This window comes from Promicromonospora alba, from assembly GCF_042654905.1.
Taxonomy (GTDB): Bacteria; Actinomycetota; Actinomycetes; order Actinomycetales; family Cellulomonadaceae; genus Promicromonospora; species Promicromonospora alba.
Genome location: NZ_JBHSFI010000004.1, coordinates 441,367 through 458,618 on the forward strand (window position 1 = coordinate 441,367; position 17,252 = coordinate 458,618).

Below are 17,252 nucleotides of genomic sequence, written 5' to 3' on the forward strand. Positions count from 1 at the left end.
CGGCTGTCGGGAGCGGCGTGTGTGGTCAGGGCAGAGTTGCCGTGGTCTGTTCCCCGTCCGGCCAGGTCACGGCGGCCTGTCCGGCGGTGAGCTCGAGGCGCGGCTGCCCGATCCCCGGGGTCCCCGGGACGTCCTGGGGTGGGGTGGCGGGCGTGCGCGCCAGGTAGATGCCGACGGCTACCCACCCGTCCGGGACCGGTGCGTACCGCGACCAGGGGGTCACCGTCGGGCCGGCCAGCGGGGTGGCGTCGTCGGAGGTCGTCTCGCCGCACACCGGTGCGACGTCGCCCAGCAGGGGGACCACCGTGGAGACGAGCCCCGGACCTGCGGCCCAGCCGCCGATCCGCAGCGCCGTGGCCTTGGTGGTCTCGGCCGTCTCGGCCTGGGCCGGCGCGGAGACGCGCACCAGACGCACCTCCCAGGCGCCGCGGACCACGGACACCGTGGTGATCCGGCCCGCAGGGGTCGAGGTGCCCGGCCGGCCGGAGCCGTGGTCGGGGACGGTCGGGTCGGCTACTACCCAGTGGGCCTCGGCCGTCGAGGACAGCACGGCTGCGGTCCCGACGGGCTCGACCACCGGTCCGGTCGCGAAGCCCGTGCGGTGCGTCGCCAGGCCTTCGGCGTCGAGCAGCACCACCGACTGGTCCAGGGGTGAGTCCCACGCCTCGGCGTCGAGCAGCGGCGAGGTCGCCGTCGAGTAACCGAGGCGCGCGTACAGGGGTGAGTCGCCGACGTCGGCCCCCGGCACCGCGTGGTCGGTGCCGTGGTTGATGACGCGGACTATGCCGTCGTCGCGCGTGGCGCTGATCGCCCAGCCGGGCGCGGCGGCGATCGCCAGCACGTCGCCGGCATCCACGGGGAGCGGTTCGGGCGCGGCGGTCCACACCTCGTGGGACGCCGGGAGGGCCAGGCCGAGCAGGCCCTTGCTCGCCCAGTAGGGCGACCCGGGGCCGCTGTAGCGCTGCGCGATGGGCCGCCACGGGCCGTGCCAGCCGAGGGTGAGCAGGCCGTCCGGTCCCGGCACGTCGTGCTCGGCGAAGTGCCGCACGATCCGCGTCGCCGCCTCCCTGATCTGCCCGGGGCGACCGACTCCGGCGAACGCACCGGCCCAGAACGGCGCGGCGGCCGCGAAGCGGTAGGTGAGGCTGCGGCCCTGGATCAGCGGGCCGCCGTCCGACCCGACGAGGGCCAGCGCGTCGTCGAGGTAGCGCGCCAGGTGCTCCCGGTCGGCTGCCGACCGGGTCGCCAGGTCGTCGCCCGCCGCCGCTGCGACCTCGGCCGCGCCCGTCATCCGCTCCCACAGGGCCGGGTACAGGTGCAGGGCCCAGCCCGCGTAGTGGTCGTAGCTCCGCTCGGGACCGTCGGCGAACCAGCCACCGGGACGGCGGAACCGGTCGTGCGCGGCGAGGTCGTGCACCATGTCGTCGGCGGAGAACGGGCCACCGACCGACCGCAGGAAGGTCTCGACAACGATCCGGAACCACACCCAGTTGTTGTCCGGGTAGTCGAGGTCGCCGACGACGGACGCGAGGTACTCCACGGTCCGTTCCTGCACGTCGGACGACAGACGGTCCCAGATCCAGGGCCGCGTCATGTCGAGGATCAGGGCGAGCGAGGCTGCCTCGACCTTGGCCTGGCCGTGCTCCTCGGGCCGGGTCCAGCGCTCGGGGTGTGCGGGGTCGGTGCCCGCTGCCAGCCCTGCCGCGTACCGCTCGGCGAGGCCCGTCGGGTCCTCACCGTTCTCGCCCGCGAGCCGGAAGCCGGCCAGCAGGAACGTGCGCGCGAACCCCTCGAGGCCGTCGACCGCGGTGCCGTACCCGCCGGGCTTGCCGGGCAGCGTGATGAGCGACCCGCTCGGCGAGGCGTACGGCCGGACCCCGGCCAGGAGCCGGTCGGCGTAGGCCGTGAGCCAGGCACGGGCCTCAGGTCCGGTCGCCATCGACCTGTCAGACGTGGAGGTCACCGGAGTGATGCGTGCTTCTGACACGTGGCGGCTCATGCGACGAACTCCATGTCGGCGCGGGTGACGGCGCTCCGCGGGGAGTCACCTCGCGCGTACCGCTCGAGCTCGTCGAGCGCGGCGGCCGTCATCCGCCGTGTCTCCGTCCCGAGCGACCCGGCGACGTGCGGCGTGATCATGACGTTGGGCAGGTCGTACAGCACCGACGACGCAGGCAGCGGCTCCGGCTCCGTGACGTCGAGCATCGCGTAGATACGCCCGGTCGCGCACTCGGCCTCCAGCGCCGCGGTGTCCACGACGGCGCCGCGCGCGGTGTTGATCAGGGTGGCGCCGTCCGGCATGAGCGCCAGCTCGCGCGCGCCGATCAGCTTGCGCGTCGAGGGCAGCTCCGGGACGTGCAGGGAGACGATGTCGGACGCGGCCAGCAGCTCGTCGAGCGGCACCAGCCGCGCGCCGGCCTCGGCCACGGCGGCGGGGTCCGCGAACGGGTCCGCGACGAGGAGCTCCCTCGTCTCGGGGCCGGAGCCTTGCACGGTCAGCCGCGCCACCACCTGGCGCCCGGTCCGGGAGAATCCGACGATCCCGACCACCTGGTCCCGGTTGGACAGGACCCCGTGCTCGCCCAGGTAGGACCAGTCGTCGCGCCGCGTGCGGGCGATGTTCGCGAGGAACGGCGCCTTCTTGCCCGCCATGAAGATCGCGGCCACCGTGAACTCCGCGACCGGCAGTGCGTTCTCCGCGACGGCGTTGGTGACGAGCAGCCCGCGCTCCCACACGGCGTCGGACACGAGCGGCCGGACCGTGCCCGCGCAGTGCAGCACCGCGCGCAGGTTCGGCGCGAGGTCGAGGACCTCCGCGGTGATCCGGGGAGCACCCCACGAGGTGAGGAGCACCTCGACGTCCGCCAGCCGTTCCTTGGCCTCGGGCGTGTCGTAGGCGGTGACGCGTACGGGCTCGCCGAGCAGCGCGAGCTCACGCAGCCGGGTTTCCTCCTCAGGACCGAACTGCATCTTCCGCGCTCGGTCGTCCATGACGAGCAGGACCTCAGGTCGCCGCACCACCGCTCTCCTCCCCATCGAGTTCGCGTTCGCCTGATCATCCAGCCGAACAGTTCCGATCAACTACGATCGGACGAGGCCCCATTGAAGCCCACGCCACACCGCCTTGGCAAGCCCCTGGCCCCAGGCAGAGAAATCCTCTACGATCATTTTCGATCACTGGAGGACAGCACATGACAGCAGCGCCGCTGCCTGCTCCCGACGTCGCCGACCGGAGCTTCTGGGCGTCCGACCGCGTCGTCCAGGCCCTCGCGCCGACGACGGCGACGGCGGACGCCGAGCGCGGCACTCCCTGGCCGCAGACCCTCGCGTCGCAGTACGCCAGGTTCTTCCGCGACGGCGACCGCACGGTCTACGAGGCGAACGTCGCCGCCCGGCACGCGCGCCTCACCCGCGCCACGCTCGCCGCGCTGCTCGACCCGCGCACGGACCGCGTCGACGAGGTCGTCGACGGAGTCCTGCTGCTGTGCGAGCAGTCGGCCTGGTGCTGGGCCGCCCACGACGACACCAACACCCGGTTCGGCCGGGTCACGCCCACCGTCACCGAGCCGCACCTCGACCTCGGGGCGGGCGAGGTCGCCGCGCAGCTCGCGTGGATCGACCACCTGCTCGGCCCGGTGCTCGACGAGCGTGCCCCCGGCGTGCGGTGGCGGATCCGGCAGGAGACCCAGGCCCGGGTGCTGCGGCCGTTCACGGAGCGCCGCGACTGGTGGTGGCTCGGCGTCGACCACCCGATCATGAACTGGAGCCCGTGGATCCAGGGGAACGTGCTGGCCGCCAACCTCGCGCTGGAGGAGGACCCGGACCGGCGTCGGGCCGTCACCGCGCTCGTCGCAAAGGGGATAGCCGCCTACTGGGCGTCGCTGCCCGACGACGGCGGGGTGGACGAGGGCTACAGCTACTGGTGGCAGGGCGCAGCCCGCGCGCTGGAGGCGCAGGACCTGCTCCAGTTCGCGGGCATCGAGCAGGATCCGGCGGCGCTGGACCGCATCCACGCGACGATCGCCTTCCCCCACTCCATGCACCTCGGCGGCGACTGGTACGTCAACGTGGCCGACAGCGTCGCACGCCCGCTCGCGACCTGGCCGTGGAACGTCGTGCACGCCTGGGCGCTGCGGGTGGGCGACGACGACGCCGCCCGGCACGCGGCCGGCCGTCGCGGGCTGCCGGGAGGCCTGTTCGACGAGCGCGCTTCCCTCCCCCGGGCGGTCCGGATGCTCTCCGACGCCGCGTGGGCAGAGGCGCCGACCACCGCTCCGCCCCTCGTCGGGCGGGTGCACTTCCCCTCCACAGGGGTCGCCGTGGCCCGCTCGGCGCCCGGGTCCGCGCGGGGTCTCGCGGTCTCGGTCAAGGGCGGGCACAACGACGAGAACCACAACCACGTGGACGTGGGCTCGGTCATCGTGGCGCTCGACGGCGTACCCGTGGTGGTCGACGCCGGCAAGCCCACGTACCGCGCCGGCACCTTCGGGCCGGACCGGTACGACCTGTGGATGGTCCGGGGCGACTGGCACAACGTCCCCCGGATCCGCGGTGTGGAGCAGGCCCCGGGCGAACAGTTCGCCGCGCGCGACTTCGAGGTGTCGGACGACGGAGCGGACTCCCGCCTCTGGCGGGCCCGGCTGGACCTTGGCGGGGCCTATCCGGTGGACGGGCTCGAGCACTGGTGGCGCGAGACCACGCTGGATCCGGACGCCGAGTCGGTGACCGTCGAGGACTCCTGGGCCTTCTCGGACCCGCACACCCCGGCACCCGCTACCGGCTCGACGGCCTGGCACTGGCTCCTGGCCGGCGACGTCACGCTCACGCCCGGCCGCGCGCAGGTCCGGTTCACCCCGGACGGCGGCCCGGCGACGGCACGCGTACTCTCCCTGACCTGGGATCCTGATGCCGTCGACGCCGAGCTGGACGTGCGCGAGCTGGACGACCCCGAGCTGTCGGCCGTCTGGGGCGAACATCTGACCCGGTTGCGGCTGACCGCGCGTACCGAGGCGCCGTCCGGCACGTTCCGAGTAAACATGAGACCCACCGGGTCCGTACCGCAGGAGGTTGCATGACTGAGGAAGCGCCGCTCCCCAGCGAGCGTCGGGCGCGCCTCATCGCGCGAGTGCGGGAGACCGGTTCGGCGCGCGTGAGCGACCTGTCGCGCGTGCTCGGCGTGACACCCGTGACCGTGCGACGCGACCTCGCGCTGCTCGTCGCGGACGGCACGCTGGAGAAGGTGCACGGCGGCGCCCGGATCCCGGCACGCAGCGCGGGCCTCGGTGCTCGCACGGGTGCCAGCACGGGTATCCCCCAGCCCGATCCGGCGTCGGGCGGTCGCGTCGACCAGCTGACCATCGGCATGGTCGTGCCCTCCATCGAGTACTACTGGCCCGAGGTGATCCGCGGCGCGCGGGACGCCGCGCGCGGGGAGGTGCGGCTGATCCTGCGCGGCGCGTCGTACGAGGTCGACCAGGTGCGGCGCCAGGTGGCCGCGCTCGTCGGGGAGGACGGCGGACCGGGCGTGGACGGCCTCCTCGTGGCGCCGCCCGTCGACGGGCCCGAGGCCGCAGAGCTCGGCGAGTGGCTGGCCGGCCTGAACGTCCCGGTGGTGCTGATGGAACGGCGGCTGGCGACCGGCCCGTACCGCGAGCCGCTGGAGTCGGTGGCCACCGACCACGCGCTCGGCTCCGGCGTGGCCACGCGCCACATCGCGGAGCGCGGGCACCGGCGGGTGGGACTGGTGACGTCACGCACCAGCCCGACCTCGGCCGCCGTCCGGCGCGGTTTTCTCGCGGTGGCGGACGAGCTGGGCCTCGACGTGGTGGTCGACCTGGAGACCGTGCCGATGTTCGACGCCGACTGGGCCGACGAGGCCGCCTCCGTCCTGGACAGGTGCGCGGAGACCGGGGCGACGGCGCTCATCGTGCATTCCGACCGGGAGGCGATCTCGCTGGTCGAGCAGGCGCAGGAGCGCGGCGTGCGGGTACCCGCGGACCTCGCGGTGATCGCGTACGACGACGAGGTCGCCGGCCTGGCCGATCCGCCGCTCACCGCGGTGCGGCCGCCCAAGGCGGCGATCGGCGCGGGCGCGCTGGAGCTCCTGCTGCGGCGCCTCGCGGCCCGGGCGGATGCCGCGGCGTCGCCGGGCAGCGACGGCGGCGACGCGGTGACCGGGGCGGACCGGCCGGTGCACCGCATCGAGCTGAGCCCGCGCCTCATCGTGCGCGCGTCGAGCGCAGCCCGAGAGTAGGCCGTTTGAGTGCTGGGTATCTGCGCCGTAGAAGCGTCGCCGCGCACAAATACCCAGCACTCAACGGGCCGGGGACCCGCCCGGACCGGATCGCCTACCAACTTCCCGGCGCGGGGTCGTAGCGCCGCAGGGAGCTGCTCTCGCGCACCACGTCGCGGAGCGTCGTCAGGTCGCCGGAGACGACGCCGACCGCGCGGGCCTGCACGAGCACGTTCCCGAGCGCCGTCGCCTCGACCGGTCCCGCGATCACGGGCAGTCCCGCCGCCTCGGCCGTGAGCCGGCACAGCAGCTCGTTCTGCGACCCACCGCCGACCACGTGTACCGCGTCCACAACCACGCCTGCCAGGGCAGATGCCTCGGATACCGCCCGTGCCGACGCGGCGGCGAGGCTGTCGAGGATCACGCGGACCAGGGCCGGCCGCGTACTGACCGTGTCCGGACGAAGCTCGACGCCGAGGCGGGCGACGGCGTCGGACACCCGGCGGGGCATGTCGCCCGGCGCGAGGAACTCGTCGCCGTCGACGTCCACGAGGCAGCGCCCTCCGGGCTCGGCCTCGGCCGCGGCGAGCAGGCCCGGCAGGTCGACGGATGCGCCGTCCGCTGCCGCCCAGGCCCGGACGCACTCGTCGAGCACCCACAGCCCCATGACGTTGCGCAGGTACCGGACCGTGCCGTCGAGCCCGAGCTCGTTGGTGAAGTTCGCGGCGCGGCTCGCCTCGGTGAGCACGGGAGCCGGCAGCTCCAGCCCGACGAGCGACCACGTCCCCGACGAGATGTACGCCGCCGACGTCCCGAGCGGGGCCGCCGCGACGGCGGAGGCCGTGTCGTGCGAGGCGACCGCGAGCACGGGCACGTCGCCCAGCCCCGTCGCCTCCCGCACCTCGGGCAGCAGGTGCCCGACGGCGGCGCCGGGCTCGACGAGCTCCGGCAGCCGGTCGCGGAGTCCGGCGAGCCCGGGACGTGCCGCGGCGAGCCGGTCCAGGAGGTCGGCCGACCAGTCGCGCGAGCGAGCGTCGAGCAGTCCGGTGGTCGACGCGTTGGTCACCTCCGCGACCCGACGCCCCGTGAGCCAGTAGGCGATCAGATCGGGAATCAGCAGCAGCTGCTCGGCCCGCGCCCACTCGTCGCCGTCGCTGGTCGAGCCAGCTTGCCCTGAGCCTGTCGAACGGGTCGAGACGCCCGCCACCAGCTGGAACTCCGTGGTGAACGGCAGATTCTGCAACCCGTTCACCGCGTAGTGCTCCGCGAACGAGATCTGCCGGTACACCTCGTCGGCGACTCCGTCGGTGCGTGCGTCCCGGTAGCAGTGCGGGTCCGCCACCAGCTCGCCGGCGCCGTCGAGCAGCCCGTAGTCGACCGCCCACGAGTCGACGCCGATCCCGCGGACCTCGACGCCCCGCTCGCGTGCGACGTCGCCCGCGGACCGCAACCCGTCGAGGATCCCGCGCCACAGCGCGCGCACGTCCCAGCGGAGCTCGCCGCGCTCGCCGGGCACGGGCCCGTTGGGGAACCGCCCGCACTCGACGAGCTCGACCCGCCGGCCGTCCACCACGCCGAGCATCACCCGGCCGCTGGTCGCGCCGAGATCGATCGCGACGAAGCCGGAGGCCTCCCCGGACGGTGGTTGCGAGGTCTCGACAGGCTCGACCAACGGGGGTCGGCCGGTCTCGGTCTCGGTCTCGACCAACGGGGCCGACGACGGGCTCACCGCAGGAACGCCGCTGACACGCCCGCGTCGACGGGTACGTGCAGGCCTGTCGTGTGCGAGAAGTCCGAGGTGCACAGCGCGAACACGGCGGACGCCACGTTCTCCGGCAGCACCTCGCGCTTGAGCAGGGTGCGCTGCGCGTAGAACTCGCCGAGCTTCTCCTCCGGCACCCCGTAGACCGCCGCCCGGTTGGCCCCCCAGCCGGACGCGAAGATGCCCGAGCCGCGCACCACGCCGTCCGGGTTCACGCCGTTCACGCGGATACCGTGCTCCCCCAGCTCGGCGGCGAGCAGCCGCACCTGGTGCGCCTGGTCGGCCTTGGTCGCGGAGTACGCGATGTTGTTGGGACCTGCGAACACCGAGTTCTTCGAGGAGATGTAGACGATGTCGCCGCCCAGTCCCTGGTCGACCAGCACCCGCGCCGCTTCACGTGAAACCAGGAACGAGCCCTTGGCCATGACGTTGTGCTGCAGGTCCCAGTCGGCCACTGTCGTGTCGAACAGCGACCGCGACAGGGACAGGCCCGCGTTGTTCACCACGAGGTCGACGCCGCCGAACGCGAGCACCGCCTCCCGGATCCCAGCCTGCACGGCGGCCTCGGACGACACGTCCATGGCCACGCCGATCGCGACGTCCGCCGAGCCCAGCTCGGCCGCGGCGTCGGACGCCTTGGCGAGATCCAGGTCGGCGACGACCACGCACGCGCCCTCGGCGACGAGCCGCGTGGCGATCGCCTTCCCGATGCCCGACGCCGCCCCGGTCACCAGGGCGACCCTCGTCGCCAGCGGCTTCGGCGCGGGCATACGCTGCAGCTTCGCCTCCTCGAGCGCCCAGTACTCGATGCGGAACTTCTCGTCCTCGGCGATGGGCGCGTACGTCGAGATCGTCTCCGCGCCGCGCATCACGTTGATCGCGTTGACGTAGAACTCGCCGGCCACGCGCGCCGTCTGCTTGTTCCGCCCGTACGAGAACATGCCCACGCCCGGCACCAGCACGATCGCCGGGTCGGCGCCGCGCATCGCAGGCGGCTCCTCGCCGCGGGCCCGCGCCGCTGCAGCGCCGCGCTCGTAGTACGCCGCATAGTCCGCGCGGTACGCCTCGTGCGCGGCCCGGAGCGCGGCCACCGTCTCCTCCACGGTCGCCGACGGCGGAACGTCCACGACCAGCGGCTTCACCTTGGTGCGGAGGAAGTGGTCGGGGCACGAGGTGCCGAGCCCGGCGAGCGGCAGCAGCCGCTCCCGCGCGAGGAAGTCCAGCACGACGTCGGAGTCGGTGAAGTGGCCGACCTGCGGCGCATCCGCTGACGCGATGCCGCGGATCACCGGGGCGAGCGCTGCCGCCCGGGCGCGCCGCTCGGCGTCGGGCAGGGGCTCGTAGCCGGGGCGGACGGCGCCGAACGCGTGCGCGCCGTCGGCCGCGAGGGCCGCCGTCCGCGACTCGATGAACTCCTCGGCGCGCCGGATGATGCCGAGCGACCGCTCCTCCGCCTCGTCCGAGGTGTCGCCCCAGGCCGTGATGCCGTGCCCACCCAGGATGCAGCCGATGGCCTGCGGGTTCGCGGCCTTGATCGCCGCGATGTCGAGCCCGAGCTGGAAGCCGGGCCGGCGCCACGGCACCCAGACGACCTCGTCGCCGAAGATCTCCCGGGTGAGCGCCTCGCCGTCGGCCGCGGCGGCCAACGCGATGCCCGAGTCGGGGTGGAGGTGGTCCACGTGGGCGGCGTCGACCAGGCCGTGCATGGCGGTGTCGATCGACGGCGCCGCGCCGCCCTTGCCGTGCAGGCAGTAGTCGAACGCGGCGACCATCTCGTCCTCGCGGTCCAGGCCCGGGTACACGTCGACGAGAGCGCGCATCCGGTCCAGCCGCAGCACGGCCAGGCCCTGGGGCTGGAGCGTGCCGAGGTCGCCGCCCGAGCCCTTGACCCACAGCAGCTCGACGGGCTCGCCCGTCACGGGGTCGGTGGCGGTCCCCTTCGCGGACGTGTTGCCACCCGCGTAGTTGGTGTTGCGGGGGTCGGCGCCCAGCCGGTTCGAGCGGGCGACGAGCGAGGTGACCGTCGGGTTGTCTGTCGCGTCGGCAGTCTGGTTCGTCATCGGGCTGCTGCTTCCGTGTCGGCTCGGTGCCCTGCGTCAGTCGAGCGCGCAGGGACCGAGGTCCCGGCAAGCTCGGCCGGCGGGGGCGTGACGTCGTGGTGGTGCGGTGGTTCGTGCGGCGTGCCGACGAGGCCGTCGACGGTGAGCCAGGCCGCGATGCGCGCGATGCTGCGCGCCGCACCGGCGGTGGCCGGCTCGTTGAGGTGGCCGTGATACGTGCTGTCCTCGCGGACGAGCAGCACGTCGACGCCGGCCGCCGCGAGGTCGGCGCAGTACGCCTCGCCCGAGGACCGCAGCGCGTCGTGGTCGGACGTGACGACGAACGTGGGCGGCAGCCCGCGCAGGTCCTGTCCTCCGGGGTGGGCGTACGGCGAGATCGGGACGTCGCTGCCGCCCAGGTAGTTGGCGCCCATGGCGCGCATGGCCTCGGGCGGGAAGTTCCGGTCGGGCGGCAGCGCGGCGATCTTCTCGGCCAGCTCGGGGCTCGGGGCCGGTAGCTCGTAGTGGGCCACGGGGTAGGCCAGCACTATCGACCGCGGCTGCGGCCCGCCCGCGTCGCGCAGCCGCAACGACGCACCGGCCGCCAGGTTCCCGCCGGCACTTGCCCCGCCCAGCGACCACTGTTCTGACCCGACGCCGAGCTCCACGTCCCGCGCCCAGCCGTAGGCGAACGTGACCTCCTCGGACGCGACGGGGAACCGCACCCCATCAGGTGCCGCGGAACCGGCCGGGTCCCGGTAGTCGAGATCCGGCGCGAGCTGGTAGTCGACACTCACGACCACCACGCCGACGTCGGCGAGCCGCCGCGCCACCCAGTCGGCCTCGGGCATGTCGAGGTCGCCGTACATGAAGGCACCACCGTGCGCCCATACCAGGCCGGCCACCCGGTCGGTGCCGTCTGCCGGCTCGTAGACCCGCACCCGCAGATCGCCGTGCGGGCCGTCGAGGAGACGGTCCCCGACCGTGCCGCTCACGCGCCCCATCCGGCCTGCGCGCCCCCGACCCGCTCGGCGGCGACCTTCTCGGCGTACCCGGAGGCCGCGAAGGCGGCCCTGGGGTTCGGGTCCAGGCCCATCTCCTCGCGCACCTCGGCGACGAGCGGGCGGACGTCGGTGTCGTACGCGTCCATGAGCACGGCGTGCGCGCCGAGCACATCGCCGGCGAGCTGGGCCGCTGTGAGCGCCTCGACGTCGACGAGCAGCGCCTTCGCCGTCGCCTCCTGGACGTTCATGACCGAGCGGATCTGGGCCGGGATCTTCGGCTCGATGTTGTGGCACTGGTCGAGCATGAAGTTGACGCCGCTGTCCGGCGCGTGGGCGCCGGCTAAAACGATCTCGTGCATGATCCGGAACAGCTGGAACGGGTCAGCGGCGCCGACCATGAGGTCGTCGTCGGCGTAGAAGCGGCTGTTGAAGTCGAAGGCGCCGAGGCGGCCCTGGCGCAGGAGCTGCGCCACGATGAACTCGATGTTGGTGCCCGGCGCGTGGTGGCCGGTGTCGAGCACCACCTTCGCCCGGTCGCCCAGGGCCATGACGTGCAGCAGGGACGTGCCCCAGTCCGGGACGTCGGTGATGTAGAAAGCGGGCTCGAAGAACTTGTACTCGAGCACCATGTGCTGGTCGTCGTCGAGCGCGCCGTAGATCTCGGCGAGGGACTCGGCGATCCGGTCCTGCCGGGCCCGGATCGAGTCCTGGCCCGGGTAGTTGAGGCCGTCGGAGAGCCAGACCTTGAGGTCCTTGGAGCCCGTCGCCCGCATGACGTCGATGCACTGCTTGTGGTGGTCCACCGCTTTGGCCCGCACCCGGGGGTCGGGGTGGGCGAGGGAGCCCAGCATGAAGTCGTCGTCCTGGAACACGTTCGAGTTGATCATGCCGATCTGCACGCCCAGGTCCTCGGCGTGCCGGGCAAGACCTGAGAAGTCGTCGACGAGGTCCCAGGGGATGTGCAGGCTGACCCGCGGGGCGACGCCGGTGTACTGGTGCACCTGTGCGGCGTCGGCCAGCTTCTCGAACGGGTCGCGCGGGACGCCCGGCTGGCCGAAGACCTTGAACCTCGTCCCCGAGTTGCCGAACGCCCACGACGGCAGCTCGATCGTCTGCTGCCGGAGCGCGGACTTGGCCGCCTCGGTTCGTGTGGATGCCGCCATGGCGTCCTTCCTCTCCGCGCACTTCCTCGTGCACCATCTTGAAACGATTCACTGGAGCCTATGCGGCGCGCGCTCCCCCGGTCAACCCCATCGTGGCGAGCCGACGGCGGCAGCGCCGCCCAGCCCAGTGATCCGGCCCAGAACCGGCATGCGGTCTGGGCCGGATCACTGGGTGGACCACTCAGAAGTCGAAGTCCGCGATGTTGCTCTCGTCGAACACGTACGGCTCGCCGAGCAGCACCTCGCCGTCCGCCCCGACGGTGAACTCGCCCAGGCGTCCCGCGGTGAAGGTCTCGCCCTCCTCGCCGGTGATGTCGCCCGCCGCCAGGGCCGCGGCGGCCTGCGTCGCCAGGTAGCCCAGGTCGGTCGGGTTCCACAGCGCGAACGCCTCGACGGTCCCGTCCTCGACGTACTCCCGCATCTGGTTGGGCGTGCCGAGACCGGTCACCGCGACCTTGCCCTTGTACTCCGACGTCGACACGTAGCGCGCCGCCGCCGCGATGCCGACGGTGGTGGGCGAGACGATGCCCTTGAGGTCGGGGTGCGACTGCAGCAGCGCGGCGGTCTTGTCGAACGACGTCTGGTCGTCGTCGTCGCCGTAGACGGTCTCGACCAGCTCGATGTCCGGGTAGTCGGACGCCAGCTTCTCCTCCATGAGCGCGATCCACGCGTTCTGGTTGGTCGCGTTGGCCGACGCCGAGAGGATCGCGATCTCGCCCTCGCCGCCGATCTGGTCCGCGACCAGCTCGAGCTGCTTGTCGGCGATGCCCTCGGGCGAGGCCTGGTTGACGAACAGGTCGCGGAACTGCGGCTCGGTGTCGGAGTCGAACGTGACCACCTTGGTGCCGGCCGACCGCGCCTCCTCCAGCGCGTCACCGATCGCCGTCGGGTCGTTGGCCGAGACCACCAGGGCGCTGACCCCCTGCTGGGCTGCGGTGTTGATGAACGGCACCTGGGCGTCGGGCGAGGCGGCGTCGGGCCCGACCTCCTCGACGGTCGCGCCGAGCTCCTCCGCCGCTTCCTGCGCGCCCGCCGTCGACGCCTCGAAGTACGGGTTGCCCAGGTTCTTGGGCAGCACGGTGATCGTCACCGCGTCGTCGCCGCCACCACCACCGCCCCCGTCGCCGCTCGAACCGCATGCGGTCAGGCCCAGCGCGAGCACGGCGACCGTGCCGGCCGCGAGCACAGATGTGAACTTCATCGTCCGTCTCCTTACGTTCGTTGCCCGACGGCGGAGCCGCCATCGGGGTCCCCGTGCGCCCCCGCAGCGAAGCGAGGAGGCTCATGGGGTGAGGCGGCGTTCCGCCGTCGGACTCTCAGGCCGCCCGCTATGCGCGGGGCGACCACGGAAACAACCAGCGCCGTGCCGATCACTATGTTGATGACGTTGACCGTCACGCCCTCCAGGCGCAGCGCGCTGCCGAGCACCCCGATGAGCAGGACGCCGGCTACCACGCCGTGGATCGCGCCGCGCCCGCCGAAGATCGACACCCCGCCGAGCAGCACCGCCGCGACCACCTGCAGTTCCATACCCGTCGCGTTGTCGCCGCGCGCGCTGCCGTAGCGCAGCGTGTAGTAGACGCCCGCGAGCGCCGAGACCGCCCCGGACAGCACGAACAGGATCAGCAGGGTCCGCTTGACGTCGACGCCGGAGAACCGGGCGGCCTCGCTGCTGCGGCCGATGTCCAGCACGTTCCGCCCGAACGGCGTCGCGTGCAGGAGCACCGCGAAGACCGCGATCACGAGGAGCAGCCCGAGGGTGATGACCGGGTAGGGCGACTCCCCCAGCTTCGCCGTGGCGCCGTCGGTCCAGGAGTCGGGGAAGCCGGTGACCGCCGTCGTGCCGAGGAGGCCGACGGCCAGGCCGCGGTAGAGGGCGAGCGAACCGATGGTGACGGCCAGCGACGGCAGGCCCGCGTACGCGACCAGTGCGCCGTTGATCGCGCCGCACACCGCGCCGAGCAGCACCGAGACCAGCAGCGCGGCCCAGAGGCCGAGCCCTGCCTGGTAGAGCAGCCCGAAGGTGACGCTCGACAGGCCGACCACGGATGCGACCGACAGGTCGATCTCCCCGGTGGCGATGATGAGCGTCATCGGGAGCGCGATGAGCAGCACGGGGGCGAGGTCGAGCACCAGGTAGGTGATGGTGAGCGGGCCGTCGAAGTTCTGCACCACGGCGGACGCGACGATCCAGGCCACCGCCAGGATCAGAAGAGTGAGCATCTCGCGGGTGAGCAGCGCACGCTGCCACCACGGACGGGCGTGGGTTCTCATGCGGTCGCCTCCTCGCTGTCGCCCTGGCGACCGTCCATACTGTCGCCCTGGCGACCGTCCATACGGTCGTTCGGGCCGGTATCTCGCTCGACTGCCAGGCGGCGCGAGCGGCGGTTGGCGAGCACCCGGTCCAGCGCGATCGCGCCGATGATGAGCGCACCCACCACCGCGCGCTGCCAGAAGTCGGGGATGCCCACGACGGGCAGCGCCCGGTTGATGGTCAGCAGCAGCATCGCGCCGAGCGCGGCGCCCGCCACCGTCCCGCTGCCGCCGAAGATCGCGACGCCGCCCACGACGACGGCGCCGACCACCTGCAGCTCCATGCCGGTGCCCGCACCCGAGGACACCGTCCCGTACCGGGCGGCGAACATCACGCCGGCCAGGCCGGCGAGCGCGCCGTTCGTCGCGAACGCCCACAGCAGCCGGCGTCGGACCGGCAGGCCCTGGAGGGCCGCGGCGTCGGGGTCGGAGCCGATGGCGTACAGCTGACGCCCGCCGCGCGAGGTGTACATGTAGTAGCCCACGGCGGCCAGCACGATCGCGGCGACGATCGTCAGCACCGGCACGCCCAGCACCTGCTGGGTGCCGAGGCCGAGGAAGGCGCGCGGCATGTCGCCCGCGTCGATCCGGTCGCTGCCGGCCCAGGTGAGGGTCACCCCGCGGTAGACGTACAGGGTGCCGAGCGTGATGACGAGCGCCGGCACGCGGGCGAACGCGACGATCGAGCCGTTGACCAGGCCGAGCAGCGCACCGACCGCGACGGCGACGAGCGTGACCACGACGATGGGCAGGTCCGGTGCCTCGATGAACAGGCGGCCGGTCAGGTACGCCGTGAGGCCCAGCACCGACCCGACGGAGAGGTCCACGTTCCGCGTGATGACGACCACCGCCTGGCCCACGGCGAGCACCACGAGGATCGCGGGCGTGAGCAGCAGGTCGCGCCAGCCGCCCGCGCTGAGCAGGAAGCCCGGCTGGATCGCGGTGGTCACGCCGATCACCACCAGGAGGGCGAGGGCGATGCCCGCCTCACGGCGGCGCAGGACGTTCCTCATGCCGCCCCCTCGGTCTCGGAGCCACCGGTCTCGACGCCGCTACGCGTCGCGCCCGGCGTCGCCGCGCGCATCACCGCCTCGGGCGTCGCCTCCGCGCGGCTGAGCTCGGCGGCGATGCGCCCCTCGCGCACCACGAGCACACGGTCAGCCATACCCAGTACCTCCGGCAGCTCGGACGAGATCATCAGGACGGCCAGCCCCTCGGCGGCCAGGGTGGACAGCAGCCGGTGCACCTCGGCCTTGGTGCCGACGTCGATCCCGCGGGTGGGCTCGTCGACGATGAGCACCTTCGGCCCGGTGGCCAGCCACTTCGCCAGGACCACCTTCTGCTGGTTGCCGCCGCTCATCGTGGTGGCGAGCGCGTCCAGCGCCCCTGCCTTCACCTCGAGCCGGCCGGACCAGTCGCGCGCGAGCCGCGCCTCGGCGTCGGGCAGCAGGATGCCGAGGCGAGCCAGGCGCCGCCTCACAGGGCCTTCTCGCCCTTCTCCTCGGACGCCGCCCTCGTCCCTCGGGCCGCGTCGTCGTCGAAGCGCGACGGAGGACACGTTGCGCCCCACCGACGACTCGGTGACCAGGCCCTGCAGGCGCCGGTCCTCGGGGACCAGGGCGACGCCCGCGGCGATGGCCGCCGCCGGGTCGCCCGGTCGCAGGGGCCGACCGCCGACGGTGACACTGCCGGCGTCGTACCGGTCGACGCCGAACACCGCGCGGGCGATCTCGCTGCGCCCGGCCCCGACGAGGCCCGCCAGGCCGACGATCTCGCCCGCCCGCACCTCGAAGGACACGTCGTGGAAGGTGCCCGTCGACTCCAGGCCCGCCACGCGCAGCACCACCTCGCCGGCGGTGCTCGGCACCTTCGGGTAGAGCTCGGCCACGTCGCGGCCCACCATGCGGCGCACGAGCTCGTCGGGCGTGACGTCGGCGACTGCGTCCGTGGAGACGTGCTCGCCGTCGCGCATGACGGTCACGGTGTCGCAGAGGTCGGCCACCTCGTCGAGGCGGTGCGAGATGAAGACGACGGCGCGGCCGGCGTCGCGAAGCCCGCGGGCGACCGCGAACAGGCGGCGCACCTCGACCGCGCTCAGCGCCGCCGTCGGCTCGTCCATGACGAGGAGGCGGGCGTCCAGGGAGATCGCCTTGGCGATCTCGACGATCTGCTGGTCCGCGATGGAGAGCCCCTCGGCGGGACGGTCGGGATCCAGGTCGACACCGAGGTCCCGGAACAGGTCCCGGGCACCCTCGCGCATCGCGCGCCGGTCGATCCGGCGGAACCGGCCGAGCGGCTCGCGGCCCAGGAAGATGTTCTCCGTGACGGTCAGGTCCGGGAAGCTCGCCGGCTCCTGATGGATGACGGCGACGCCGGCGGCCTTGGCCTCGGCGGGACCGGCGAAGTCGACGGGCACGCCGTCGAGCTCGACGGTGCCGGCGTCCCGGCGGTGCACCCCGCCCACGATCTTGACCAGCGTGGACTTGCCCGCGCCGTTCTCTCCGACCAGGGCGTGGATGCTGCCCGGCTGGACCACCAGGGTCCCGGAACGGAGCGCTGCCACCGGCCCGAAGGACTTGGCGACCCCGTCCAGGCGCAGCGTCGGTGCGGCGTTCTGCATATCTCTCCGTCGAGCTGTGCGGGCGGTCGACGATGACCGCAGGTCTTCCTGCTGAACCGTTGAATCGTTCAAACGGTACTCGGAAGATAGACCCGCCGGGCCAGAGCGTCAAGAAGTTC

Annotated in this window: 12 protein-coding genes; 2 read left to right on the forward strand and 10 right to left on the reverse strand. The window is 73.1% G+C overall.

Annotated features, from left to right (window positions below):
• Nucleotides 1–25: 25 nt before the first annotated feature.
• Together ACFO6V_RS12970 and ACFO6V_RS12975 are read right to left on the reverse strand one after the other, a co-directional pair.
• The gene (locus ACFO6V_RS12970; RefSeq protein WP_377135962.1) at nucleotides 26–1,963 is read right to left on the reverse strand and encodes a DUF2264 domain-containing protein; all 1,938 of its coding nucleotides are present in this window, start codon (nucleotides 1,961–1,963) and stop codon (nucleotides 26–28) included.
• Between the two features lie 32 nt (nucleotides 1,964–1,995).
• Nucleotides 1,996–3,018 (reverse strand): hydroxyacid dehydrogenase, encoded by a 1,023-nt coding sequence (locus ACFO6V_RS12975; RefSeq protein WP_377135964.1) that lies wholly within the window; start codon nucleotides 3,016–3,018, stop codon nucleotides 1,996–1,998.
• A 173-nt stretch (nucleotides 3,019–3,191) separates the two neighbouring features.
• On the opposite strand from ACFO6V_RS12975, the gene ACFO6V_RS12980 reads away from it, so the two are divergent.
• Together ACFO6V_RS12980 and ACFO6V_RS12985 are read left to right on the forward strand one after the other, a co-directional pair.
• Nucleotides 3,192–5,075 carry a heparinase II/III domain-containing protein gene (locus tag ACFO6V_RS12980; protein WP_377135966.1) on the forward strand — a complete coding sequence of 628 codons (1,884 nt, stop codon included), beginning with the start codon at nucleotides 3,192–3,194 and terminating at the stop codon, nucleotides 5,073–5,075.
• Nucleotides 5,072–6,253, forward strand: a complete 1,182-nt coding sequence (locus ACFO6V_RS12985) for a substrate-binding domain-containing protein (protein WP_377135968.1) — start codon at nucleotides 5,072–5,074, stop codon at nucleotides 6,251–6,253. The genes ACFO6V_RS12980 and ACFO6V_RS12985 overlap by 4 nt, the downstream gene beginning before the upstream one ends.
• Before the next feature lie 94 nt (nucleotides 6,254–6,347).
• On the opposite strand, the gene ACFO6V_RS12990 is transcribed toward ACFO6V_RS12985, so the two are convergent.
• From ACFO6V_RS12990 to ACFO6V_RS13025, 8 genes are all read right to left on the reverse strand, one after another.
• The gene (locus tag ACFO6V_RS12990) at nucleotides 6,348–7,961 is read right to left on the reverse strand and encodes a rhamnulokinase (RefSeq protein ID WP_377135970.1); all 1,614 of its coding nucleotides are present in this window, start codon (nucleotides 7,959–7,961) and stop codon (nucleotides 6,348–6,350) included.
• Nucleotides 7,958–10,054, reverse strand: a complete 2,097-nt coding sequence (locus ACFO6V_RS12995; protein ID WP_377135972.1) for a bifunctional aldolase/short-chain dehydrogenase — start codon at nucleotides 10,052–10,054, stop codon at nucleotides 7,958–7,960. The genes ACFO6V_RS12990 and ACFO6V_RS12995 overlap by 4 nt, the downstream gene beginning before the upstream one ends.
• Nucleotides 10,051–11,028: an alpha/beta hydrolase fold domain-containing protein gene (locus ACFO6V_RS13000; RefSeq protein WP_377135974.1), complete on the reverse strand. Its 978-nt coding sequence runs from the start codon at nucleotides 11,026–11,028 to the stop codon at nucleotides 10,051–10,053. The genes ACFO6V_RS12995 and ACFO6V_RS13000 overlap by 4 nt, the downstream gene beginning before the upstream one ends.
• Nucleotides 11,025–12,200 (reverse strand): L-rhamnose isomerase, encoded by a 1,176-nt coding sequence (rhaI, locus tag ACFO6V_RS13005; RefSeq protein ID WP_377135976.1) that lies wholly within the window; start codon nucleotides 12,198–12,200, stop codon nucleotides 11,025–11,027. The genes ACFO6V_RS13000 and rhaI overlap by 4 nt, the downstream gene beginning before the upstream one ends.
• A 181-nt stretch (nucleotides 12,201–12,381) precedes the next feature.
• Nucleotides 12,382–13,401, reverse strand: coding sequence for a rhamnose ABC transporter substrate-binding protein (gene rhaS, locus ACFO6V_RS13010; RefSeq protein WP_377135978.1), 1,020 nt, complete (start codon nucleotides 13,399–13,401; stop codon nucleotides 12,382–12,384).
• Nucleotides 13,402–13,412: 11 nt separating this feature from the next.
• A complete protein-coding gene (locus tag ACFO6V_RS13015; RefSeq protein WP_377135980.1) occupies nucleotides 13,413–14,474 on the reverse strand; it encodes an ABC transporter permease in 1,062 nt (353 codons plus the stop codon).
• On the reverse strand, nucleotides 14,471–15,526 hold the full coding sequence (locus ACFO6V_RS13020; RefSeq protein ID WP_377135982.1) for an ABC transporter permease: 1,056 nt from the start codon (nucleotides 15,524–15,526) through the stop codon (nucleotides 14,471–14,473). Before ACFO6V_RS13020 ends, ACFO6V_RS13015 begins: the two co-directional genes overlap by 4 nt.
• Entirely contained in the window at nucleotides 15,523–17,133 is a 1,611-nt protein-coding gene (locus ACFO6V_RS13025; RefSeq protein WP_377135984.1) for a sugar ABC transporter ATP-binding protein, read from the reverse strand. The genes ACFO6V_RS13020 and ACFO6V_RS13025 overlap by 4 nt, the downstream gene beginning before the upstream one ends.
• Nucleotides 17,134–17,252 lie beyond the last annotated feature (119 nt).